Below are 21,651 nucleotides of genomic sequence, written 5' to 3'. Positions count from 1 at the left end.
GGACCAACCCTACGGGCGCTCGCACCGCCCGCTCCGCCCGCCAGCGCACGGCAGCGGCCGGGCAGCAGCCGGCGACCGGGCGGGGGCGGACGACGCCGCCACCTGTCGGTGGCCGCCGCTAGCGTCCGTGGCATGTCGTCCGTCCATCGCCTGCGCCCCGTCTGGGTCGAGGAGCGATCGACAGGGGCGGACCTGGCGGCACGGCCGGTGCAGCCGACACTGGACGAGGTGGGCACCCCGCTGCACGAGGTGACGTTCGTGGTGGTCGACCTGGAGACCACCGGTGGGACACCCGCCGACTGCGAGATCACCGAGATCGGTGCGGTGAAGGTCCGCGGCGGCCAGGTTCTCGGCGAGTTCCAGACCCTCGTCGACCCGGGCGGCCCGGTGCCGCCCTACATCCAGGTGCTCACCGGCATCACGACGTCGATGCTGGTCGGCGCCCCACGCATCGAACAGGTGCTGCCGAGCTTCCTGGAGTTCGCGCACGACGCCGTGCTGGTCGCACACAACGCGAGCTTCGACATCGGCTTCCTCAAGGCCGCGGCGGCGCGTACCGGGCACCCGTGGCCCGGCAACCGGGTGGTCGACACGGTCCGGCTCGCCCGACGCGTGGTGCTGCGGGACGAGGCGCCGAACCACAAGCTGTCGACGCTGGCCGGCCTGTTCCGTGCGTCCGTGACCCCGGACCACCGTGCACTGTCGGACGCGCGGGCGACGGTCGACGTCCTGCACGCGTTGCTGGGCCGGCTCGCCCCGCTCGGCGTCACGCACCTGGAGGACCTGGCGACGGCGACCGACCCGGTCCCCTCCGACGTGCGCCGCAAGCGCGGCCTGGCCGACCACCTGCCCGACGGCCCCGGCGTGTACCTGTTCCGAGGCCCGCGCGAGGAGGTCCTCTACGTCGGCACCTCGACGACGTCCGTGCGCACCCGGGTCCGCAGCTACTTCACCTCGGCCGAGAAGCGCCGACGGATGACCGAGATGGTGCGCGTGGCGACGAGGGTCGACGCCGTGGCGTGCGCGACACCGCTCGAGGCACGCGTGCGCGAGCTGCGGCTCATCGCCGAGCACGCCCCGCGCTACAACCGCCGTTCGCGTCACCCCGAGCGCATGCCCTGGGTCCGCCTCACGAGCGAGCCGTACCCGCGCCTGTCGGTGGTGCGTGACGTGCGCGACGAGCCCGGGGCGGCGTACCTGGGCCCGTTCGGCTCGGTGCAGGCAGCACGGCTGGCCGTCGAGGCGTTGCACGAGTCGTACCCCGTGCGTCAGTGCACCCGCCGTCTGCCGCTCGTCCCCGCAGCCGACGCGTCGGCCTGCGCGCTCGCGGAGATGGGGCGCTGCGGTGCCCCGTGCACGGGCGGGCAGGGTGCGGCGGCGTACGCCGAGGTTGTCGCCGACGTCCGCGCCGGCATGCTCGGCGACCCCGCGCCGGTCGCGCGCGCGCACGCCCGCCGCATCCGTGAGCTGTCGGCGCAGGAACGGTACGAGGAGGCGGTGACCGTCCGGGAGCGGCTGACCGCCTACCTGCGCGGAGCGGCGCGCGTGCAGCGGTTCGACCCGGTCGCGCGCACGGCGGAGCTCGTGGCGGCCCGCCGCGACGAGGAGGGCGGCTGGGAGATCGTGCTCGTGCGGCACGGTCGGCTGGCCGGCACGGCACGGGTCGACCGGCGGACCGACCCGGTGCCGACGATCGAGACGCTGCGCGCGACCGGCGAGCACGTCGAGGCGCCCGTGGCCCCCGCGACCGCGGCACACCCGGAGGAGACCGATCTGCTCCTGGCCTGGCTCGATCAGCCGGGGGTTCGCCTGGTGGCCGTCTCGGACGCGTGGACCTGCCCGGTGCGCGGCGCCCAGGGCGTCGGCGACGCCGCGACGGCCGTGGCCGCGGTGCAGCTGCTCGCTCCGGACCGCTGGTCCGGGGCGGACGCCCTGCTCACGGGTGGGGCCGCACCGGTCGTCGCACCGGCACCGCGCACGGCATGATGGCGGGATGCTGACCGCCATCGTCCTCATCGACACCGACGCCGCCCGCATCCCCGAGGTGGCCGCCGCGATCGCCGAGATCCCCGGCGTGAGCGAGGTCTACTCCGTGACCGGCGAGGTCGACCTCATCGCGATGGTGCGGGTGCGAGAGCACGACGACCTGGCCGACGTCATCGCCGACCGGGTGAGCAAGGTCGAGGGTGTCCTGCGCACGCAGACGTACATCGCGTTCCGGGCCTACTCCCAGCACGACCTCGCGCAGGCGTTCGCCCTCGGCCTCGACGACTGAGGGAAGTAGGAGAAGCGACTGCGGGGCGCTGACGGGGCGACGACCGAGAGCGGTCAGCCGCTCGCGAGCCGCCAGCGCTCCAGCACGTCTTTGGCCGCCCCGCTGTCGAGCGAGTGCCGGGCGTGCTCGGCCCCGACGCGCAGCCGCTCGACGAGCGTGCCCTGACCCGTCCCGGCCAGGGTGCCGTCGGCCACGAGGGCCGCAGCGGTGTTGAGCACCACGGTCTCCCGCACGGCGCCGGTCTCGCCGTCGAGCAGGCGGAGCGCGACCTCGGCGTTGTAGGCGGCATCGGCCCCACGCAGGTCGGCCTGCGTGATCGCCGGGACGCCCAGCTCGACCGTCCAGTCGACGACCTGCTCGGCGATCTGCCCGTCACGCACCTCCCACACCCGGGTCGGGGCGGTCGCGGCGATCTCGTCGAGGCCGTCGTCGCCGCGGAAGACCAGGGCGCTGGTTCCGCGTGCCGCGAGGACGCCGGCCACGAGAGGGGCCATGCGCGCGTCGGCCACCCCGATCGCCGCCGCCTGCGGCTGCGCAGGGTTGGTGAGCGGGCCGAGGAAGTTGAACGCGGTCGCGATCCCCAGCTCGCGACGGGCCACGCCGGCGTGCCGCATCGAGGGGTGGAACACGGCGGCGAAGCAGAACGTGATGCCCACCTCCTCGGCGAGCTCGGCGACCCGTTCGACCGGCTGGTCCAGCCGGATCCCCAGGGCCTCGAGCACGTCGGCGGAGCCCGAGGAGGAGGACGAGGCCCGGTTGCCGTGCTTGACGACGCGCAGACCGGCCCCCGCGAGGACCAGGGCGGACATCGTCGAGATGTTGACCGTGTGGGCACGGTCGCCGCCCGATCCGACGATGTCGACCGTGCGCCCCGGGACCACGAACCGGTGCGCGTGCTCGAGCATCATGTCGGCGAGCCCGGTCAGCTCCCCGACGGTCTCCCCCTTGGCGCGCAGCGCGACGAGGAAGCCGGCGACACGCGCAGGCGAGGCCTCGCCGCGCATGATCTCGCCCATGGCCCAGGCGGCGTCCTGCGTGGACAGGTCCTGGCGGGCGACGAGCGAGGTCAGCAGGTCCGACCAGGTGGTCATCCGGCGGCCACCTCGGCACGCACGAGTGCGGCCACCGCCTGCTGGACGGCGACCGGGTCGAGCGGCCGGCTGACCACGCCGTCGGCGTTGGACCAGTGCGCGAGCCACGCGTCCTGCGGTCGCCCGGTGAGCACGAGCACCGGCGGGCAGTCGTAGACCTCGTCCTTGAGCTGGCGGCACAGCCCCATGCCTCCGACCTTGTCGGCCTCGCCGTCGAGGATCAGCAGGTCGTAGCGGGACTGCTCGGCGGCGGCGACCACCACGTCGGCGGTGGCGACCTCGTACCAGCGGATGTCGGGGGCCCCGCGACCCAGCCGGCGTCCGACGGCGAGCCGCACCTGCTCGCGTGCGTCCACGTCGTCGCTGTAGAGCAAGATCCGCGGGCCGTCAGCGGGGACGTCAGCGGGCTGTGCGGGGGTGGCCGTGCTCATCGTGGGTACCTCACTCGTCGTCGACGTGCGTCCGAGGACATCGTGGCACGTGGGACGGCCCGTCCGTGCGCACGCGTGCGTGCCGGCAACCGGACGACGGGGCGGGCACCGCTCGGCACGGCACGTCGGCCACCCCACGAGCAGGACACGGTCCGGCCACGGGACGGACACGGACAGGCCACGACACGCCGTGCGCGGGCCTGCGATCGTGACGATGTGACATATCCCGCGCGCGTCACCTGGGCCTAACGACCCATGCGCTTCACAGTTCCGCCATAATGGCGGACGTGTCGACCGCAACGGCTGCCCCTCGCACCGCCACCCACGTGAGCGTGAACCGACCGAACCCCGTGTCGGTCGGCACGATCGTGTGGCTCGCCAGCGAGCTCATGTTCTTCGCCGCGCTCTTCGCCATGTACTTCACCTTGCGCGCAGCGGTGCCGCAGGAGTGGGCCGAGCAGACGACCAAGCTCAACGTGACCTTCGCGGCCATCAACACCACGGTGCTGGTGCTGTCGTCCGTCACGTGCCAGATGGGTGTCTGGGCCGCCGAGCGGTTCCAGCCCGCCCGGACCGGCTCGCTGCTGCAGGTCGGGCGCTGGGGCATGAACGAGTGGGTGACGCTGACCTACCTCATGGGCGCCTTCTTCATCGGCGGCCAGGTGTTCGAGTACGCGGCGCTCGTGCACGAGGGGCTCACGATCTCCTCGAGCCCCTACGGCTCCGTCTTCTACCTGACCACCGGCTTCCACGGGCTGCACGTCCTCGGCGGACTCATCGCGTTCCTGCTCCTGCTCGGCCGCTCGTTCAGCGCCAAGCGGTTCGGGCACCACGAGGCCACGACGGCGATCGTCACGTCGTACTACTGGCACTTCGTCGACGTCGTGTGGATCGCCCTGTTCGCCGTCATCTACCTGCTGCGCTGATCGCACCGCCCGCACACCCCCACCCCGGCCCCGCGGGACCCCCCGCCACCCCCGACACGCGAGACGAGGACCCATCCGTGAAGGCACTCGCAGCCCGCAGGCACGACCGGCGCGCGCCGGTCCTCCTGCTCCTGCTGGCGCTGCTGGTCACAGGCGGCCTGTACGCCGTGCTCGCGCCGACGTCGGCCGACGCGGCGAGCGCCCCGGCCAGCGCCACCGACGTGGACACCGGCCAGAAGCTGTTCCAGGCCAACTGCGCGACCTGCCACGGCGCGGGCGCCTCGGGCACCGACAGCGCGCCGTCCCTCATCGGCGTGGGCGCCGCGGCGGTCGACTTCCAGGTGGGCACCGGACGCATGCCGATGCAGGCGACGGGACCGCAGGCACCGGCCAAGCCCGTGCAGTTCGACGACGAGCAGATCGCCCAGCTGGCCGCCTACGTGGCGAGCCTCGGCGGCGGGCCCTCGATCCCCACCGCCGACCAGGTCGACCCGACGCAGGGCGACGCAGCCAACGGCATGGCCATCTTCCGCACCAACTGCGCGATGTGCCACAACGCGGTGGGCGCCGGCGGCGCCCTCTCCCAGGGCAAGTTCGCGCCGTCGCTGCTCGAGACCTCACCCACGCACCTGTACGAGGCCATGCTCACCGGCCCGCAGTCGATGCCCGTCTTCAACGACGCGAACATCACGCCCGAGGAGAAGCGGGACATCATCGCGTACATCGCCGAGCAGGATCAGCCGGCCCCCGGCGGCCTCGACCTGGGAAGCCTGGGTCCTGTCAGTGAAGGCCTGTGGGCCTGGGTCGTCGGCATGGGTCTGCTGATCGGTGCCGCCGTCTGGATCGGAGCGAAGTCCTCGTGAGCAGCCACGACCACGACAGCACGCGCGACGTCGTCGTGCACGAAGCAGAGGGCCACGAGTCGGACGGCCGGGTGCCCGAGCGGTTCACGGACCCCGGCGACGCCCCGCACCAGCTGCGTCGCGCCGACCAGGACCCGGCCGCCGACAAGCGCGCCGAGCGTCAGGTCGTCACGCTCTTCACGATCTCGATCCTGGGCACGCTCACGTTCGTCGTCGCCTACTTCGCGCTGCCTCCGGGCGAGACCTCCGCGACGATGCAGCGCTCGAACCTGGTGCTCGGCCTGAGCCTGGCGTTCGCCCTGCTCGGCATCGGCACTGCCGCGATCCACTGGGCCAAGTCGCTCATGAACGACCGCGAGCAGCACGAGGACCGGCACGAGCAGCGCAGCTCGGACGAGAACCGCGCCGCGGCCGTCGAGGCGCTCAAGGCCGGTGCGGCCGACTCCGGCATCGGGCGGCGCGGCGTGCTCAAGGGTGCCCTCGCCTCCGCTCTGGCCCTGTTCCCGCTGACCATCGCGATCCCGCTCATCGGGAACATCGGCGAGGACTGGGACGTCTCGAAGTTCAAGCACACGCTGTGGAAGAAGAACACCCGGCTCGCCATCGACCCCTCCGGTCGACCCATCAAGGCGGCCGACGTGACGATCGGCTCGGTGTTCCACGTCATCCCCGAAGGGCTCGACGACGTCGAGCACCCGCTGGACGAGAAGGCCAAGGCGATCGTGCTCCTGGTGCGCCTGGACCCGCGTGACCTCACCGAGGCCGAGGACCGCAAGGACTGGTCGTACGAGGGCATCGTCGCGTACTCCAAGATCTGCACCCACGTCGGTTGCCCGGTGGCCCTCTACGAGCAGCAGACCCACCACCTGCTCTGCCCGTGCCACCAGTCGACGTTCGACGTCGCCGACGGGGCCAAGGTCGTCTTCGGACCGGCGAAGCGCCCGCTGCCCCAGCTGCCGATCACCGTCGACGACGAGGGATACCTGATCGCGCAGAGCGACTTCCACGAACCTGTCGGCCCGAGCTTCTGGGAGCGGCTGAAGTGACGACCACGACCCCCTCGCGCGGTGCCCGCGCCGCCGCCGGCACCGCCGACTACCTCGACCAGCGCACCGGGATCGGCACCGCGGTCAAGACCTTCGCGCGCAAGATCTTCCCCGACCACTGGTCGTTCCTGCTCGGTGAGATCGCCCTGTTCAGCTTCGTCACGCTGCTGATCTCGGGCGTGTTCCTCACGATGTTCTTCGTGCCGAGCATGGCCGAGACGCACTACGACGGCCCCTGGGCTGCGATGAACGGCGTCGAGATGTCCGAGGCGTTCGCCTCGACGCTGCGCCTGTCGTTCGAGGTGCGCGGCGGCCTGCTCATGCGGCAGATCCACCACTGGGCCGCGCTGATCTTCATGGCGGCGATCGTCACGCACATGATGCGCGTGTTCTTCACCGGCGCGTTCCGCAAGCCGCGCGAGGTCAACTGGGTCGTCGGCTTCGTGCTCATGATCCTCGGCCTTGCCGCCGGGTTCTCCGGCTACTCGCTGCCCGACGACGTGCTCTCCGGCAACGGCCTGCGCATCACCGACGGCGTCGTGCGTGCGATCCCGATCATCGGCTCGTACATGTCGTACTTCATCTTCGGCGGCGAGTTCCCCGGGCAGGACCTGATCCCCCGCCTGTTCACCGTGCACGTGCTGCTCGTGCCCGGCCTGATCCTCGCGCTCGTCGGCCTGCACCTGTTCTTCGTCGTGCTGCACAAGCACACCCAGTACCCCGGTTCGGGGCGCTCGGACGAGAACGTCGCGGGCTTCCCGCTGTTCCCGGTGTACGTCGCGAAGGCCGGCGGCTACTTCTTCACCGTGTTCGGGGTGATCGCCCTCATGGGCGGCACCATGGCGATCAACCCGGTGTGGAACTACGGCCCGTTCGACCCCTCGCCCGTGTCCGCCGGCGCCCAGCCCGACTGGTACATGCTGTTCCTCGAGGGCGCGCTGCGCCTCATGCCGGGCCAGGCCGAGATCGTGGTGGCCGGCTTCACGATCCCGCTCAACGTGATCATCCCGGCCATGGTGGTCCCCGGGATCCTGTTCACGTTGCTGGCGCTGTACCCGTTCATCGAGGCGTTCGCCACCGGTGACAAGCGGGAGCACCACGTCCTGGACCGGCCGCGCAACCGCCCGTTCCGCACCGCGTTCGGCGTCTCGCTCCTCACGGCGTTCTTCATCCTCATCCTGGCCGGATCGAACGACCTCATCGCGACGCACTTCCACCTGTCGATCAACGACATCACGTGGACGTTCCGGGTGCTGCTGTTCGCCGCGCCGGCCTTCACGTTCTGGATCACCAAGCGCATCTGCCTCGGGCTGCAGCGCAAGGACCGTGAGCTCGTGCTGCACGGGCACGAGACGGGCCGCGTCGTGCGGTTCGCGAGCGGCGAGTACATCGAGGTGCACCGTCCCCTGGACGAGCACGAGCGGTGGCTGCGCGTGCAGCACTCGCCGACCCGGCCGATCGAGATCGAGCCCGCCGAGGACTCCCGCGGCGTGCGTCGCAAGGGGTACCGCCTCGACGCGATCCGGCAGCGGGTCTCACGCGTCTTCTACGAGGACCGGGTCGAGCCCGTCACACCGGCCGAGCTGGCCGCGGCCCACGCCCACACCGCCCACCCCCACGGCACGGACCACGACGGCCTGCCGCAGGCCTCCCCCGCCGCGGCGCTGACCAGCACCGATGGTGACGAGGCTCTCGTCTCGGGCGCCGAGACGGACGTCGCCGCGCGGAATCGGTGACCATGGCCGACCGTTGATCCAGGAGCCGGGCAAACGCGCCATGACACGGCGCGGGCGCCCGGCTCTTTCAGTCCCACGGCCGAACCCGTCGGCGGTGGGCCCAGCAGGAAACGACGTAGGAGAGGCACCCACGCATGGCTGACTACACACTCCCCGACCTGCCCTACGACTACGCAGCCCTCGAGCCGCACATCTCGGGCCGGATCATGGAGCTGCACCACGACAAGCACCACGCGGCCTACGTGACGGGCGCCAACACCGCCCTGGAGAAGCTCGCGGCGGCCCGCGACGCCGACGACCTGGCCGCGGTGAACCTGCACGAGAAGAACCTCGCGTTCAACCTCGGCGGCCACGTGAACCACTCGGTGTTCTGGCAGAACCTCTCCCCCGAGGGCGGCGACAAGCCGACCGGCGAGCTCGCCGCGGCGATCGACGAGTTCTTCGGCTCGTTCGAGAAGTTCCAGAAGCACTTCGCCGCCAACGCGATCGGCATCCAGGGCTCCGGCTGGTCGATCCTCGCCTGGGACTCGATCGGCGCCAAGCTCGTCATCGTGCAGCTGTACGACCAGCAGAGCAACATCGCCCTCGGCCTGGTGCCTCTCGTCGTGCTCGACATGTGGGAGCACGCCTTCTACCTGGACTACGTCAACGTCAAGGCGGATTACGTCAAGGCGTGGTGGAACATCGTCAGCTGGGCCGACGCCGCCGCACGCTTCGACCGCGCACGCACCCAGACGGCAGGGCTCATCGTCCCGGCCCTCTGACCTCGTCACCTCGACGACGAAGGGCGCCGCTCCCACGTGGAGCGGCGCCCTTCGTCGTCGGCCTGCGGAGACCTCAGTGCGCGTGCTGGCCGCGGGAGAACTCGAAGACCCAGCCGACCAGGCCGATGACGCCCAGGGCGACGCCGATGCCGGAGAGCCACCAGCCGACCGCCAGACCGGTGAAGACGATCGCCGAGGCGAGCGCGATCACCAGAGGCCACCAGCTCCACGGCGAGAAGACGCCCTGGTCGCCGGCGCCCTGGTCGATCTCGCCGTGCTCGTCGTCTTCCGGGCGGGGGTCGATGCGGCGCGACAGCAGCGCGAAGTACGCGCCGATCATGCCCACGAGGCCGCCGGTCAGCGGGATCGCGACCGTGCCGACGGGCTCGCCGTGGCTCCAGATGCCGTACAGCAGACCGATCGGCACGAAGAAGAGGGCACCGTAGGCGAAGAGCTTGGTCTCGAGCTTCACGGCATGTCCTCTCGGTGGTCGGTCACGTCCCGGTCGGTGCGCTCGGGCGGGTCCTCGACGAGGGTCGCCGTGGACTGCTGCGCCTGACTCGCGCCGTGCACGACGCCGTCGACGGCCGCCGCGCTCGCGCCGGTCCGTTGCGCCTGCCGATCGAGCACGCCGGGGTCAGCGGTGACGTGGTCCATCGCCGCGACCTCGGGGTGGTGCAGGTCGAAGGCCGGGCGCTCCGAGCGGATGCGCGGGAGCGACGTGAAGTTGTGCCGCGGCGGCGGGCAGCTCGTGGCCCACTCGAGCGACGCGCCGTAGCCCCACGGGTCGTCCACCGTCACCTTGGGCGCGTTGCGCCAGGTGATGTACACGTTCCACAGGAACGGCAGCATCGAGGCCCCGAGGATGAAGGAGCCGATCGTCGAGACCTGGTTGAGCGTCGTGAAGCCGTCGTCCGGCGAGTAGTCGGCGTACCGGCGCGGCATGCCCTCGACGCCGAGCCAGTGCTGCACGAGGAACGTCGTGTGGAACCCCACGAAGAGCAGCCAGAAGTGGATCTTGCCGAGGCGTTCGTCCAGCATCCGCCCGGTGAACTTCGGCCACCAGTAGTACAGGCCTCCGAACGCCATGAACACGACCGTGCCGAACACCACGTAGTGGAAGTGCGCCACCACGAAGTACGTGTCGGAGATGTGGAAGTCGAGCGCGGGGCTGGACAGGATCACGCCGGTCAGCCCGCCGAAGAGGAAGGTCGTCAGGAACCCGATCGTCCAGAGCATCGGCGTCTCGAACGTGAGCTTGCCGCGCCACATCGTGCCGATCCAGTTGAAGAACTTCACACCGGTCGGCACCGCGATGAGCATCGTCATGAACGAGAAGAACGGCAGCAGCACCGATCCCGTGACGTACATGTGGTGCGCCCAGACGGTCACGGACAGCGCCGCGATCGCGATCGTCGCGTAGATGATGCCCTTGTAGCCGAAGATCGGCTTGCGGCTGAAGACCGGCAGGATCTCCGAGGCGATGCCGAAGAACGGCAGCGCGATGATGTAGACCTCAGGGTGCCCGAAGAACCAGAACAGGTGCTGCCACAGGATGGCGCCGCCGTTGTCCGGGTTGAACACCTGCGCACCGAGCCTGCGGTCGGCGCCGAGCGCGAACAGGGCCGCGGCCAGCGGCGGGAACGCCATGAGCACCAGCAGGCTGGTCACCAGGGTGTTCCAGGTGAAGATCGGCATCCGGAACATCGTCATGCCGGGCGCACGCATGGTGACGATCGTGGTGATGAAGTTCACCGCTCCGAGGATCGTCCCGAAACCGCCGAGCGCGAGGCCGAAGACCCACAGGTCACCGCCGACGCCCGGGGAGTAGACGGTGTTCGACAACGGCGCGTACGCGAACCAGCCGAACGAGGCCGCACCCTGCGGGGTGAGGAATCCGGCGGCGGCGATCAGGCCACCGAAGAAGAACAGCCAGAACGCGAACATGTTGAGCCGCGGGAACGCGACGTCGGGTGCGCCGATCTGCAGCGGCATGATCACGTTGGCGAACCCGGCGAACAGCGGTGTGGCGAACAGCAGCAGCATGATCGTGCCGTGCATCGTGAACGCCTGGTTGTACTGCTCCTTGGAGGCGAACAGTTCGAGCCCGGGCTGGTACAGCTCGGCGCGGATCAGCAGCGCCAGCAGGCCGCCCACCATGAACCAGATGAACGACGTGATCAGGTACATGTACCCGATCGTCTTGTGGTCGGTGGAGGTGATCCACTTCACGACCGTGCGCCCGAGGGTCTGCCTCGAGGGCGCCAGACCGGGGATGTGCTCGGCGACGGTCGCCATCAGTTCCCACCCTCCTGCTGCGCCTGCGAGTCCTGCACGTCCTGCAGACGGCTGTAGTCCAGGCCGAGCTCGCCGGTCTGCCCGGCGTCGCGCAGGTCCTGCATGTGCGCCTCGTACTCCGCCTCGGAGACGACCTTGACGTTGAACAGCATCGAGGAGTGCTCCTCCCCGCACAGCTCGGCGCACTTGCCCAGGTACGTGCCCTCCTCCTGGGGGGTGATCTGGAACGTGTTCGTCTTGCCGGGGATCATGTCGAGCTTGAAGAGGAACGAGGGCACCCAGAACGAGTGGATGACGTCACGCGAGTTCAGGACGAACTCGACCCGCTTGTCGACCGGGAGCCAGATCGTGACCTGCTCGGCGAGGACGCCCGAGGAGTCGCCGACGCCCTGCGCGTGCTGACCGGTGTCGTACACGTCGTCGTCGAGGTAGTTGACGTCCCAGCTCCACTGCTTGCCGATGACCTGCACCGTGAGGTCGGGCTCTGCGCTGGTGTCGTTGATCGCCGTCATGTCACGCGCGGTGTAGAAGAAGAGCACCCCGACCATGATGATCGGCAGGATCACGTACATGATCTCGAGCGGGACGTGGTACCGGAGCTGAACGGGCAAGACGTCGTCGTCCTTGCGCTTGCGGTACACGGCGACGCACCACAGGATCAGCCCCCACGTGATCACGCCCACGATGAGCGCGGCGATCCACGCGCCGACCCACAGGTTCGTGATGCGACCGGTCTGGTCGGTGATCTCGGCCTGGGAGTTGCCGGGCATCCAGCCTCGCTGGGCCTCGGCCGAGCAGCCGGTCAGCGCGACGACGACCACGGCCACCAGGCCTGCCCACCTCAGGGCCGGGCGCCGGTTCCGGCGGGGTGTATCCGGGTGCACGGGGGACCTTCCACTCGTGTCCGCGCGGCGCCGGCCACCTCGTGCAGGCGGCGCCACCTGGGACCTTCGTCCTTCGACGGGAGCAGCGTAGCGCGCCCTCGGCCACGTTTCGCTGCCTTGACACCCACATGACGACACGGTGTCAGCACCGTCACACCACAGCCGGTACCCGTCGGGCACCCTGCCGGCGCCCTGCCGGCGCCCTGCCGACCGTCGGCGTACGTCCCGGACGCCAGGGCCGTAGGCCGGTTACCGTGCCGAGGTGAGCCCCGCACACCCCGACCCGTCGCCCTCCGCGCGACCCCCGGACCGTCCGCGGCCGACGCACCGCGTCATCCTCGACGCCTCCGGTCACGCCCCGCTCCCCCTGGTCGCACGCGAGGCGTTCCTCGAGGCGCTCGACCAGGGGTGGGCCGACCCGCGACGGCTGCACGCGGAGGGCCGGCGGGCCCGCATGCTGCTCGACGGCGCCCGAGAGGCGCTCGCCGCGGTCGTCGGCGTCCGCACGCAGGACGTCGACCTGGCGCCCTCGCACGTGGCCGCCCTGCACGGGGCCGTGCGGCAGGTCGCGCGAGGGCGGCGACGGGCCGGACGGGACGTGGTGGTCGGCGCTGTGGAACGCGCCGCCGTGCTGCACGCCGCGGACTTCGTCACCGCGGACGGCGGAGCCAGGCAGACGATCGCCGTGGACGGGTACGGCCGCGTCGACGTCGACTCCTACATGCACGCGCTCGACGCCCCCGGTGTGGCGCTCGCCGCGCTCCAGCACGCGAACGGCGAGGTCGGCACCCTGCAGCCGCTCGACACGGTGCACGCCGCGGCTCGCAGAGCCGGGGTGCCGCTGCTGGTCGACGCCGGCGCGAGCGTGGGTCACCTCGACGTGGGCGACGCCTGGGACGTGCTCGTCGCCGACGCGGGCGACTGGGGCGGCCCGGCGCCGCTCGGCCTCCTCGTCACCCGACCGGGTGTCCGCCGTTCCCCGGACGGGCCGCAGGACGAGGACCGCTGGTTCCCCGGCGGCGTGTCGGTCCCCGCCGCCCTCGCGGCCGCGGTCGCCCTGCAGTCGGCCGTGCAGGCACGCGCCGAGTCCGACACCCGGCGCCGTGCGCTCGTCGACCGGGTGCGCGCCCGGGTCGGCGCCGAGGTGCCCGACACCGAGGTCGTCGGCGACCCGGTCGACCGGCTCCCGCACGTCGTGACGTTCTCCTGCCTGTACGTCGACGGCGAAGCCCTGGTCGGCGCGCTGGACACCCTCGGCTTCGCGGTCGGATCCGGGTCCGCCTGCACCTCCAGCACGCTCGAGCCCAGCCACGTGCTCGCGGCCATGGGCGTCCTCACGCACGGCAACGTGCGGCTCGCTCTGCCGCGGGACGTGCAGGAGCAGGACGTCGAGGCGTTCCTGGACGCGCTGCCCGGTGTCGTGCGCGACGTGCGCGCTGTGCTCGGCGTGGAGGACCTGTGACCGGCACCGAGGGGCCCGCGACGGGCGCACCCTCACCCGCACCGCGGGCTGACGTGGTGGTCGACGCCCGCGGCCTGCTGTGCCCCGCACCCGTGATCCGCCTCGCGCGGGCGGCCCGGGAGCACACACCCGGCACCGTGCTGACCGTGCTCGCCACCGATCCCGCGGCCGCGCTCGACGTGCCCGCCTGGGCCCGCATGCGCGGGCACACCGTGGTGCCCACGCCCGAGACGTCCCGGGAGCCCGAGGAGGTTGCTGCCGTGCCGGAGGACGCGCTCGTCGTGGTCTCCGTGCGTCTGGGCTGAGCGAGGCGCCCTCGCTCCTGGGCGGTGCCGCGCGAACCGGCAAGCCGCACGCGCGCCGGAGGCCCAGCCCCGCGACGCGGGACCGGGCCTCCGGGACGTGCCTCAGACCGGTGTCAGCTGAACGAGCCGCCGCACGCGCACGCGCTGCCGGCGTTCGGGTTGTCGATCGTGAAGCCCTGCTTCTCGATCGTGTCCGCGAAGTCGATCGTCGCGCCGTCCAGGTAGGGCACGCTCATGCGGTCCACGACCACCTCGACGCCGTCGTAGTCCTTGAGGGCGTCGCCGTCGAGCACCCGCTCGTCGAAGTACAGCTGGTAGATGAGGCCCGAGCAGCCGCCGGGCTGCACCGCGACGCGCAGCCGAAGGTCGTCGCGACCCTCCTGCTCGAGCAGGCTCCGGATCTTGGCCGCGGCCACGTCGGAAAGGAGGACGCCGTGCGTCGCGGTCTCGGTGGTCTCGCTCATGCTCACTCCTGGTCTGCAGAACTCGGCTCTGACGGCACGCGCCGTGGTCCCCACGGGGACGGCGTCCCTGGTGCGAACGCCCGCCGCGGCGCCGTTGTTCCCGGTCGCCGGTCGCAGGGCGTCCCGGACAGCATCCTGCGGCGAACCACTCGCGCGGACGCCGCCCGTCCAGGGTACGACCGGTCGACCGCCAGGCACGACCACGGGCCGTGGATAACCCGCTCGACGGAGCCCGGGACGACCGTCGGCCGTCAGCGCGACCAGGTGCGCGCGACCCGGATCGCACGCGCGCGCAGCGAGCCGACCGGATCGGCCAGCGCCGCGCGCACCTCCTCGGGCGTGTCCCCGACGGCGTAGGCCGCGGTGATGCCGGCTGCCAGCAGCTCGCGCCGTCCCACGCTCACCTCGCCGGCCAGCACGACGGTCGGCACGGCCGCCGCGAGCGCACGCGTCGCGACCTGCGAGGCGACCTTGCCGTGCAACGACTGCCAGTCGAACCGGCCCTCGCCGGTGACGACCAGGTCGACCCCCGCGAGCGCCTCGTCGAGCCCGACGAGGTCCGCCACGAGCGCCGCACCGGGAACCAGACGCGCACCGAGCAACGAGAGCCCGAAGCCCAGCCCCCCGGCCGCCCCCGCGCCCGGGGCCTGCGTGAGCCGGGTGACGGTCGCACGCCCGCCCAGCAGGTCGGGGCGTACGGCGTCGCCGAGCGCGGCCACGGCGGCGCGGGCGAACGCGTCGAGCTGACGCTCGAGCTCCTGGGCCTGCTCGGGAGTGGCACCCTTCTGGGCCGCGAACCCGGCGCTGGCCCCGGTCAACCCGAGGAGCGGGACGTCGACGTCCGTGGCGACCAGGATCTCGACGTCGCGCAGCCTCTCGCGCAGCCCGGGCAGGCCCGCCAGGTCGCCCGCACCCAACACGCCGAGCCCGCCGCCGCCGCCGGCGAGGACCTCGGCCGGTTCGAGACCGAGCCCGGCGAGCATGCCCGCACCCGCGTCGTTGGTCGACGAACCGCCCAGCCCCACGACGACGCGGGTCGCACCCGTGCGCAGGGCCGCCTCCAGCAGGGAGCCGACGCCGACCGTCGTGGTCCGCCCGGGATCGCGGCGGTCGGCCGGGACGAGCGGGAGCCCGATCGCCTGCGCGGTCTCGACGTACGCGGTGCGCACCGCACCGTCGACCACGAGCACCTCCGCGGGCACCGGACGACCGATCGGCGACGGCACGCTCACGGGGACGACCAGGGCGCCCGGCAGCGAGCGCAGGGCGTCGAGGAACCCGGGCCCGCCGTCCGAGAGCGGTCGCAGGACGATCTCGTCGTCCGGGGCGACCGACGCCCAGGCGTCCCTGACGGTGGCGGCGACCTGCGCCGCGGTCAGGCTGGAGCCGAAGCCGTCAGGGGCCAGGAGGACGCGCACCGGCCGATCGTGGCACACGGCGGTCCCCTCGGGTTCGCACCGCGGCGTCTCCGCGACCCGCGCCTGCGGTCGTCCCAGGACCCGCCCGGTCCCGTGTGAAAAGATCGGCACGTGACCCTGACGACCCCCCGTCCCGGTGCGTTCACCGAGCCGCTGCCCTCCGCGCTCCTGCTGCTCGGGCGTGGTGTCGACCTCGCCTCCGAGCGCGGGGTCGAGTGCGTGGGCGACCTGCCGGCGCCTTCCGACCCCGATCTGGTGGAGCGCGCGCGTGCCGCGCGTGCCGCCCTCGGCGAGCGTGCCTTCGTGCTGGGGCACCACTACCAGCGCGACGAGGTGATCGCGTTCGCCGACGTGACGGGCGACTCGTTCAAGCTCGCGCGCGAGGCGGCTGCACGGCCCGAGGCGGAGTTCGTCGTCTTCTGCGGCGTGCACTTCATGGCCGAGTCCGCCGACATCCTCACCGCCGAGAACCAGCAGGTCGTGCTGCCCGACCTGGCCGCAGGCTGCTCGATGGCCGACATGGCCGCGATCGACCAGGTCGAGGACGCGTGGGACGTGCTCGTGGACGCCGGGGTCGCCCAGGACACCGTGCCCGTCACGTACATGAACTCGACGGCCGCCATCAAGGCGTTCACCGGGCGGCACGGCGGCACGGTCTGCACGTCCTCGAACGCGCACGTCGCGCTGCGCTGGGCGTTCGACCGTGTCGGTGGCCTTGCGGGCACCGGCAAGGTGCTGTTCATGCCGGACCAGCACCTGGGACGCAACACCGCGGTCCGGCTCCTGGGGCTCTCGCTCGAGGACTGCGTGGTCTTCGACCCGCGCAAGCCGGGTGGCGGGCTGACCGCCCGGCAGCTGAAGGACGCGCGGATGATCCTGTGGCGCGGGCACTGCTCGGTGCACGGGCGGTTCTCTGCGCAGAACGTCGCCGACATCCGCGCGGCCGACCCGGCCACGACCGTGCTCGTGCACCCCGAGTGCCGGCACGAGGTCGTCACCGCTGCGGACATGGTGGGCTCGACGGAGTACATCATCAAGGCGCTCGACGCGGCCGAGCCGGGCTCGTCGTGGACGATCGGCACCGAGCTGAACCTCGTGCGCCGCCTGGCGAACGCCCACCCGGACAAGCAGATCCACTACCTGGACTCGACGGTGTGCTTCTGCTCGACGATGAACCGCATCGACCTGCCCCACCTGGTGTGGACCATGGAGCAGCTCGTCGCCGGGCGCGTCGTCAACCGGATCGTCGTCGACGCCGACGACGCCCACTGGGCACGCGTGGCCCTCGACCAGATGCTGGCGCTGCCGGGCTACTGAGCCCGACGATCCGCGTCCCGCCGGTCGCGTCGGGCGCGAGGTCCTGAACAGGGAGGCGACGTGAGCACAGGCAGTGCGCTCCGGGTCGGCATCTTCGTCTTCGACGGCGCCGAGGAGCTCGACGTGGTCGGGCCGTACGAGGTGCTGTCGTGGTGGGCTGCGCACTCCGACCTGCACCCGGACGTCGTGACGTTCTCGACCGACGGCAGCGGCGTGCGGTGCGCCAAGGGCCTGAACCTGGTGCCCGACCTGGCTGCGGACGAGGTCGGTCCGCTGCACGTGCTGGTCTACCCCGGAGGTCACGGCACCCGGGCGTTGGCCGAGGACTCGGCGCACCTGGAGTGGGTGCGGGCGATGCGCGCCTCGACGCCGCTGGTCACGAGCGTGTGCACCGGGGCGCTCGTGCTCGCCGCCGCAGGGCTGCTCGCGGGGCGGCCCGCAACGACCCACTGGGCGGCCTACGACGAGCTGGCGGTCATCGACCCGAGCGTGCTGACCGACACCGAGGCCCGGTTCGTCGACGACGGTGACGTCATCACGTCCGCGGGCGTCTCCGCGGGGATCGACATGGCGCTGCACCTGGTGGCACGCCTGGAGTCGACCGCGATGGCCCGGCGGGTGCGCCGTGGCATCCAGTACGACCCGGCTCCCCCGGTCTGAGCAGTTCCCACGGGACGTACCCGTGGGTAACCTCGCGGCGTGACCCGCACCCTGCAGCTCGCCTACACCACGTTCCGCCCGCGGCCCGCGGTGGCGGGGCAGACCGTGCTGTCGCCGTCGGTGACCCGCATGCGCGTGCACGTGGGCGACCTCGACCTGTACCGGCACGTGAACAACGGCACGTACCTGCAGATGATGGACGTCGGGCGCAGCAACTTCCTCGCCGACCTCGGCGCGTTCGACCTGCTCAACGCCCGCGGCTGGTACCCGGTCGTGGCCGCCTCGACGGTCAAGTACCGCCGTTCGCTGACGCTGGGCCAACGCTTCGACCTGACCACGAGACTGCTCGGCTGGGACGAGCGGGTCGCCTACCTCGAGCAGTCGTTCACGCGAGGGCACGAGCACGTGGCCCGCGGCCTGGTCGCGGGCCGGTTCCTCGGGCGCGACGGCTCGCGCGTCCCCGCGCCCGACGTCGTGACCCTCATGACCGGCGCGGACGTGACGAGCCCCGACCTGCCCGACGACGTCCGGGCGTGGGCGCGGGCCGTGGACGTCGCCGCCCGCTGAATGACGGCGACGCCCCCGGATCCCGCGGCCTCAGGAGGTGCGGTTCCCCAGACGGGCCAGGAGCAGCGTCTCGGCCAGCACGACCTTCTCCAGCTCACCGAGGTGCACCGACTCGTTGGCGCCGTGCGCCCGGCTGTCCGGGTCCTCGACGCCGGTGACGAGGATCGCCGCCTGCGGGAAGACCTCGAGCAGGTCCGCGATGAACGGGATCGAGCCGCCCACGCCGATGTCGACCGGGTCGGTGCCCCAGGCCTGCGCGAACGCCCACCGGGCGGCCTGCATCGCCTCGGAGTCCGTCGGTGCCTGGAAGGGCTTGCCGAGCTCGCCGTCGGTCACGGTGACCTGCGCCCCGAACGGCGCACGGGCGACCAGGTGCGCGCGCACGGCGACCATGGCCTCGGCCGGGTCCTGCCCGGGGGCGATGCGCACGGACAGCTTGGCGGACGCGCGCGGCGTGATCGTGTTCGACGCCGTGGCCACGCGCGGGGCGTCCAGCCCGATGACCGCGATCGCCGGCCGCGTCCACATCCGCGCGGTGAGCGGACCGGTCCCCGCGAACCGCGCGCCCTCCAGCAGGCTGGTGTCGGCGCGCAGGTCGGCCTCGTCGTAGTCGACGCTCGGGTCGCTCGCGGTGACCAGGCCTGCCACGGCGACGTCACCGTTCTCGTCGTGCAGCGTCGCGATGAGCCGCGCGAGCAGCGTCGGGGCGTCGAGCACGGGGCCGCCGAACATGCCCGAGTGCACCGCGTGGTCGAGCACGGCGACCTCGACCGTGCAGTCGACCAGGCCTCGCAGCGACGTCGTCAGGCCGGGCACCCCGACCTTCCAGTTGCTGGAGTCCGCGACGACGATGACGTCGGCCGCGAGCAGGTCCCGGTGGGTGTGCAGGAAGTCGACGAACGTCGGCGAGCCCACCTCCTCCTCACCCTCCACGAAGACCGTGACACCCACACCCAGGTCCTCGCCGAGCACACGCAGCGCGCCCAGGTGCGCGACCACGCCCGCCTTGTCGTCCGCGGCACCGCGACCGAACAGGCGACCGTCGCGCTCGACGGGCTCGAAGGGGTCGGTGTCCCAGTGCGCCGCCTCGCCCGGAGGCTGCACGTCGTGGTGGGCGTAGAGCAGCACCGTGGGCGCCCCGGCCGGCCCGGGTCGGCGCGCCACGACGGCGGGGGCGCCCTGACGACCGTCCGCCCCGGTCACGCTCAGCACCTGCACGTCGTGGATCCCGGCGCCCCGCAGCAGGTCGGCGACCGCCTCGGCCGAGGCCTGCACGTGCGCCTGGTCGAAGTCGGCGTTCGACACGCTGGGGATGCGCACGAGGGCCTCGAGATCGGCGCGCAACGGGCCGAACGCGGCCGCGGTGCGCCCACGCAGGCGCTCCACGACGTCGACGGTGAGCTCGGCAGGGATTCCAGGGGAGGTGGCAGTCACAGCCCTGCACGCTACTCGACTACCCTTGCGGGGTGTTCGGACGCGACAAGGACCCTCAGCCGCTGACTCCCCCGCCCAGCGCGGAGCCCGCGAAGGAGCTGCGCCACGCCGTCGACGATCCCGGCAAGGGCCGTCCGACGCCCAAGCGCAAGGAGGCCGAGGCCGCCAACCGGCGTCCCCTCGTGCCGGACGACCGCAAGGCCGCGGCCAAGGTCGAGCGGGCGAAGGCCCGTGAGCAGCGCGACCGCGAGTACCAGGCCATGCAGACCGGCGACGAGCGCTACATGCCCGTCAAGGACCGCGGTCCTGTCCGCCGGTACGTGCGCGACCACGTCGACGCGCGCCGCAACCTCGGTGAGCTGTTCCTGCCCGTCGCGTTCGTCTTCCTGCTGCTGCAGTTCTTCGTGGCGAAGTCCTCACCGGTGCTGGCCTTCGCCGCCCTGATCGTGCTGTACGTGTACATCACGGCGACGGTCCTGGACGGCTGGCTCATGTGGCGCGGTCTCAAGAAGCGCCTGGTGGCGAAGTTCGGCACCGCGGCCACGCAGCGAGGCCTGACGATGTACGCGGTGACCCGCGCGTTCCAGATCCGTCGGGCGCGGCTGCCCAAGCCGCTCGTCAAGCACGGCCAGTACCCCGTCTGACCGCGGACGTAGGGTGGTTGCCATGGTCAACTACCGACACCTGGGCCGTTCCGGCCTGAAGATCACCGAGATCATCTACGGCAACTGGCTCACGCACGGCTCGCAGGTCGAGAACGAGACGGCGACCGCGTGCGTGCGCGCCGCGCTCGACGCGGGCATCACCACCTTCGACACCGCGGACGTCTACGCCAACACCAAGGCCGAGACGGTCCTGGGCGAGGCGCTCAAGGGCGAGCGTCGCGCCTCGCTCGAGATCCTCACCAAGGTGTACTGGCCGACGGGTCCGGGCGGAGCCAACGACTCGGGGCTGTCCCGCAAGCACATCATGGAGTCGATCGAGGGCTCGCTGCGCCGGCTGCAGACCGACTACGTCGACGTCTACCAGGCCCACCGGTACGACCTGTCGACCCCTCTCGAGGAGACGATGCAGGCGTTCGCCGACGTCGTGCGCGCCGGCAAGGCGCTGTACATCGGCGTGAGCGAGTGGACGGCCGACCAGATCCGGGCCGGGCACGCGCTCGCCGGGCAGCTCGGCTTCCAGCTCGTCTCGAACCAGCCGCAGTACTCGGCCCTGTGGCGCGTCATCGAGGGCGAGGTCGTCCCCACGTCCGCCGCGCTCGGCATCTCGCAGGTCGTGTGGTCCCCGGTCGCCCAGGGCGTCCTGACGGGCAAGTACCTGCCCGGGCAGCCGGCCCCCGAGGGGTCGCGCGGCACCGACACGAAGGGCGGCGCACGGATGATCGGCCGCTTCCTGGAGCAGGAGGAGACGCTGCGTCGGGTCCAGGAGCTGCGCCCGATCGCCGACGAGCTCGGTCTGACGATGGCGCAGCTGGCCGTCGCCTGGGTGCTGCAGAACCCGAACGTGTCGGCGGCCATCATCGGGGCGTCACGTCCGGAGCAGGTCGCCGAGAACGTCAAGGCGTCCGGCGTGGTCATCCCCGCCGAGCTCCTGGCCCGCATCGACGCCACGCTCGGCGACTCGGTCGTGTCCGACCCGGGCGAGACGGCTCGCACGGCACCTGGACCCCGCTGAGACCCGGACCCCGGGCACTCGTCCTGCACGCAC

At 71.9% G+C, this 21,651-nt stretch carries 22 protein-coding genes; 14 read left to right on the top strand and 8 right to left on the bottom strand.

The window, feature by feature from the left end; all coding sequences use genetic code 11:
- Positions 1-132 precede the first annotated feature (132 nt).
- Positions 133-1,986, top strand: a complete 1,854-nt coding sequence (locus tag BKA22_RS15895; protein ID WP_146951719.1) for a DEDD exonuclease domain-containing protein — start codon at positions 133-135, stop codon at positions 1,984-1,986.
- Between the two features lie 7 nt (positions 1,987-1,993).
- Positions 1,994-2,275, top strand: coding sequence for an Lrp/AsnC family transcriptional regulator (locus BKA22_RS15890; RefSeq protein ID WP_146951718.1), 282 nt, complete (start codon positions 1,994-1,996; stop codon positions 2,273-2,275).
- Positions 2,276-2,328: 53 nt separating this feature from the next.
- On the opposite strand, the gene trpD is transcribed toward BKA22_RS15890, so the two are convergent.
- Both trpD and BKA22_RS15880 read right to left on the bottom strand, forming a co-directional pair.
- Entirely contained in the window at positions 2,329-3,366 is a 1,038-nt protein-coding gene (gene trpD / locus BKA22_RS15885) for an anthranilate phosphoribosyltransferase (RefSeq protein ID WP_146951717.1), read from the bottom strand.
- Positions 3,363-3,797, bottom strand: a complete 435-nt coding sequence (locus BKA22_RS15880; RefSeq protein ID WP_146951716.1) for a response regulator — start codon at positions 3,795-3,797, stop codon at positions 3,363-3,365. Before BKA22_RS15880 ends, trpD begins: the two co-directional genes overlap by 4 nt.
- 278 nt (positions 3,798-4,075) lie before the next feature.
- Between BKA22_RS15880 and ctaE the strand changes: the two genes are divergently transcribed.
- The 5 genes from ctaE to BKA22_RS15855 all read left to right on the top strand — a co-directional run bounded on the left by ctaE (position 4,076) and on the right by BKA22_RS15855 (position 9,132).
- Positions 4,076-4,723 (top strand): aa3-type cytochrome oxidase subunit III, encoded by a 648-nt coding sequence (ctaE, locus tag BKA22_RS15875; RefSeq protein WP_146951715.1) that lies wholly within the window; start codon positions 4,076-4,078, stop codon positions 4,721-4,723.
- A 77-nt stretch (positions 4,724-4,800) separates the two neighbouring features.
- Positions 4,801-5,586 (top strand): cytochrome bc1 complex diheme cytochrome c subunit, encoded by a 786-nt coding sequence (qcrC, locus tag BKA22_RS15870; RefSeq protein WP_146951714.1) that lies wholly within the window; start codon positions 4,801-4,803, stop codon positions 5,584-5,586.
- Positions 5,583-6,632 carry a cytochrome bc1 complex Rieske iron-sulfur subunit gene (qcrA, locus tag BKA22_RS15865; RefSeq protein WP_146951713.1) on the top strand — a complete coding sequence of 350 codons (1,050 nt, stop codon included), beginning with the start codon at positions 5,583-5,585 and terminating at the stop codon, positions 6,630-6,632. Before qcrC ends, qcrA begins: the two co-directional genes overlap by 4 nt.
- Entirely contained in the window at positions 6,629-8,368 is a 1,740-nt protein-coding gene (qcrB, locus tag BKA22_RS15860; protein ID WP_146951712.1) for a cytochrome bc1 complex cytochrome b subunit, read from the top strand. The genes qcrA and qcrB overlap by 4 nt, the downstream gene beginning before the upstream one ends.
- A gap of 134 nt (positions 8,369-8,502) precedes the next feature.
- Positions 8,503-9,132 carry a superoxide dismutase gene (locus BKA22_RS15855; RefSeq protein ID WP_146951711.1) on the top strand — a complete coding sequence of 210 codons (630 nt, stop codon included), beginning with the start codon at positions 8,503-8,505 and terminating at the stop codon, positions 9,130-9,132.
- A 73-nt stretch (positions 9,133-9,205) separates the two neighbouring features.
- Here the strand turns inward: BKA22_RS15855 and BKA22_RS15850 are convergent, their stop codons facing one another.
- The 3 genes from BKA22_RS15850 to ctaC are packed head-to-tail and all read right to left on the bottom strand — an operon-like array spanning position 9,206 to position 12,314.
- The gene (locus tag BKA22_RS15850; RefSeq protein WP_146951710.1) at positions 9,206-9,604 is read right to left on the bottom strand and encodes a cytochrome c oxidase subunit 4; all 399 of its coding nucleotides are present in this window, start codon (positions 9,602-9,604) and stop codon (positions 9,206-9,208) included.
- A complete protein-coding gene (gene ctaD / locus BKA22_RS15845) occupies positions 9,601-11,430 on the bottom strand; it encodes an aa3-type cytochrome oxidase subunit I (protein ID WP_146951709.1) in 1,830 nt (609 codons plus the stop codon). Before ctaD ends, BKA22_RS15850 begins: the two co-directional genes overlap by 4 nt.
- Positions 11,430-12,314, bottom strand: a complete 885-nt coding sequence (gene ctaC, locus BKA22_RS15840; protein WP_146951708.1) for an aa3-type cytochrome oxidase subunit II — start codon at positions 12,312-12,314, stop codon at positions 11,430-11,432. Before ctaC ends, ctaD begins: the two co-directional genes overlap by 1 nt.
- 262 nt (positions 12,315-12,576) lie before the next feature.
- Here ctaC and BKA22_RS15835 point away from each other — a divergent pair, with 262 nt between their 5' ends.
- Positions 12,577-13,776 carry a cysteine desulfurase family protein gene (locus BKA22_RS15835; RefSeq protein WP_307725871.1) on the top strand — a complete coding sequence of 400 codons (1,200 nt, stop codon included), beginning with the start codon at positions 12,577-12,579 and terminating at the stop codon, positions 13,774-13,776.
- Positions 13,773-14,081: a sulfurtransferase TusA family protein gene (locus BKA22_RS20440; protein WP_307725870.1), complete on the top strand. Its 309-nt coding sequence runs from the start codon at positions 13,773-13,775 to the stop codon at positions 14,079-14,081. Before BKA22_RS15835 ends, BKA22_RS20440 begins: the two co-directional genes overlap by 4 nt.
- Positions 14,082-14,194: 113 nt before the next feature.
- Here the strand turns inward: BKA22_RS20440 and BKA22_RS15825 are convergent, their stop codons facing one another.
- Complete coding sequence (locus BKA22_RS15825) at positions 14,195-14,545, bottom strand: HesB/IscA family protein (RefSeq protein WP_146951707.1); 351 nt, start codon at positions 14,543-14,545, stop codon at positions 14,195-14,197.
- A gap of 251 nt (positions 14,546-14,796) precedes the next feature.
- Complete coding sequence (locus BKA22_RS15820; protein ID WP_179561822.1) at positions 14,797-15,963, bottom strand: glycerate kinase family protein; 1,167 nt, start codon at positions 15,961-15,963, stop codon at positions 14,797-14,799.
- 117 nt (positions 15,964-16,080) lie between these two features.
- On the opposite strand from BKA22_RS15820, the gene nadA reads away from it, so the two are divergent.
- Genes nadA through BKA22_RS15805 form a run of 3 tightly spaced genes read left to right on the top strand, consistent with a single transcriptional unit; the run spans position 16,081 to position 18,507 of the window.
- A complete protein-coding gene (nadA, locus tag BKA22_RS15815; RefSeq protein ID WP_218867241.1) occupies positions 16,081-17,280 on the top strand; it encodes a quinolinate synthase NadA in 1,200 nt (399 codons plus the stop codon).
- 60 nt (positions 17,281-17,340) lie between these two features.
- Entirely contained in the window at positions 17,341-17,940 is a 600-nt protein-coding gene (locus BKA22_RS15810) for a DJ-1/PfpI family protein (protein WP_146951705.1), read from the top strand.
- Between the two features lie 39 nt (positions 17,941-17,979).
- Positions 17,980-18,507 (top strand): acyl-CoA thioesterase, encoded by a 528-nt coding sequence (locus BKA22_RS15805; RefSeq protein ID WP_146951704.1) that lies wholly within the window; start codon positions 17,980-17,982, stop codon positions 18,505-18,507.
- 30 nt (positions 18,508-18,537) lie between these two features.
- Here the strand turns inward: BKA22_RS15805 and BKA22_RS15800 are convergent, their stop codons facing one another.
- The gene (locus BKA22_RS15800; RefSeq protein WP_146951703.1) at positions 18,538-19,941 is read right to left on the bottom strand and encodes a dipeptidase; all 1,404 of its coding nucleotides are present in this window, start codon (positions 19,939-19,941) and stop codon (positions 18,538-18,540) included.
- Between the two features lie 32 nt (positions 19,942-19,973).
- Here BKA22_RS15800 and BKA22_RS15795 point away from each other — a divergent pair, with 32 nt between their 5' ends.
- Together BKA22_RS15795 and BKA22_RS15790 are read left to right on the top strand one after the other, a co-directional pair.
- A complete protein-coding gene (locus tag BKA22_RS15795) occupies positions 19,974-20,585 on the top strand; it encodes a DUF3043 domain-containing protein (protein ID WP_146951702.1) in 612 nt (203 codons plus the stop codon).
- A gap of 22 nt (positions 20,586-20,607) precedes the next feature.
- Positions 20,608-21,618 carry an aldo/keto reductase family protein gene (locus BKA22_RS15790; RefSeq protein ID WP_146951701.1) on the top strand — a complete coding sequence of 337 codons (1,011 nt, stop codon included), beginning with the start codon at positions 20,608-20,610 and terminating at the stop codon, positions 21,616-21,618.
- The last annotated feature ends 33 nt before the right edge of the window (positions 21,619-21,651 follow it).

This window comes from Cellulomonas soli (assembly GCF_013409305.1).
In the GTDB taxonomy this organism is placed as follows: Bacteria; Actinomycetota; Actinomycetes; order Actinomycetales; family Cellulomonadaceae; genus Cellulomonas; species Cellulomonas soli.
This window is presented reverse-complemented; position numbering and strand designations above follow the sequence as displayed.